Annotated in this window: 1 protein-coding gene; it reads right to left on the bottom strand. The window is 36.9% G+C overall.

The window, feature by feature from the left end; translation table 11 throughout:
- Nucleotides 1–31 precede the first annotated feature (31 nt).
- A protein-coding gene (locus tag N5J47_RS18065) for an IS3 family transposase (protein WP_279961413.1) occupies nt 32–1,413 on the bottom strand; the annotation gives its coding sequence in 2 pieces (ribosomal slippage) (nt 32–936 and nt 936–1,413; 1,383 coding nt in all).
- Nucleotides 1,414–1,468 lie beyond the last annotated feature (55 nt).

Consider the following 1,468-nt stretch of genomic DNA (forward strand, 5'->3'; position numbering starts at 1 on the left):
TGATCTGACCCCAATAAGTTGGACGGTTTGATTAAGCAGGTTTTAAGGACTGTTTTCTGTACTCTACAGGACTCAGTCCTTTTAATTTAACCTTGATTCGTTCATGGTTGTAATAGTGAATATATTCTTTCACGGTTTGCTCTAAATCATCAACTGTTTTAAATTTTTCACCATAGAAACATTCAGATTTAAGTATTCCAAAGAAACTCTCCATAGATGCATTATCTAAACAATTTCCTTTTCTTGACATACTTGGAGTTAAACCCTTCTCTGCCAGTTGATTTTGATAGTAAGCCATCTGATACTGCCAACCCTGATCAGAGTGCACGATAGGCTTCTCGTTTGATTTAAGCATGCCCATAGCATCTTTGAGCATATCTTTAACTAAGCCAAACAATGGTCTGCGTTGAGTTTGAAAGGCAATAATCTCACCATTAAACAAATCCATGATGGGTGACAGATAAAGCTTTTCTCCTCGAACATTAAACTCTGTTACATCAGTAACCCATTTCTGATTTGGTCTTTCTGCATTGAACTGACGCTGCAACACATTCTTGGCAATTTTACCAACTTGCCCCTTATATGAACGGTATTTGGCAACCCTGATACGTGATTTAAGCTTCATGCACTGCATGAGTCTTTGAACACATTTATGGTTAATCACTAATCCCATATTTTTCAAGGCAAGAGTAATTCTACGATAACCATATCGCCCCTTATGCTTATGATAGATTATCTTAATTTGCTGTTTAAGATCACTATATTTGTCATCAAGCTTTGATCGTTGCTCATGATAAAAGTATGTGCTTCGTGCCATTTGTGATGCACCTAACAAGTGTCTTAATTTATAGCTTTGCCTTAATTCAGATATGAATCTTGCTGCCGTTGCAGTTCGGCTTGTTCCTGTTCTTTGAGCTTCTGAATCAAGGCTCTCCGCTTTTTTAAATAAGCGTTCTCCGCACGTAGATATGCGATTTCTTCAAGCAGTTGTTCCTGTGTCTTATCACGATCTTCTTGTGATGTTTTAATTCTAGGTCGCTGAGGCTTTGGCATATGTTTGGGGCGTCCTTTAGGCTTAGGTTTCAAACTTTCTATACCGTTTTCTCTATATTGTTTCAACCAGTTGGAAATTGATATTCCCTTATTGCCTATTTCAAAACGTATAGCAGCATCATTTAGTGATAGTCCATCATTCATCACGGCTTCAACAACTTTCATTTTGAAATCTGTCGTATATTTAGCTTTTGTTTCTTTACGCATTAAGCCTTTAATACCATGTTGCTGATAGGATAAAACCCATTTCCTAACATCACTACAAGAAATGTTGAATTTCCCACTTGTCGATCGTTTACCAAAACCAGATAAGTAGTATTGTACAACCTCAAGTTTAAATTCTTGAGAATATTTAGCCATAAAAAAAGCACCCTTCAAATTAGACTAGAATGTCCAACTTTCGGGGTGCAGATCA

It is taken from the genome of Acinetobacter sp. GD03645, assembly GCF_029845285.1.
GTDB lineage: Bacteria > Pseudomonadota > Gammaproteobacteria > Pseudomonadales > Moraxellaceae > Acinetobacter > Acinetobacter corruptisaponis.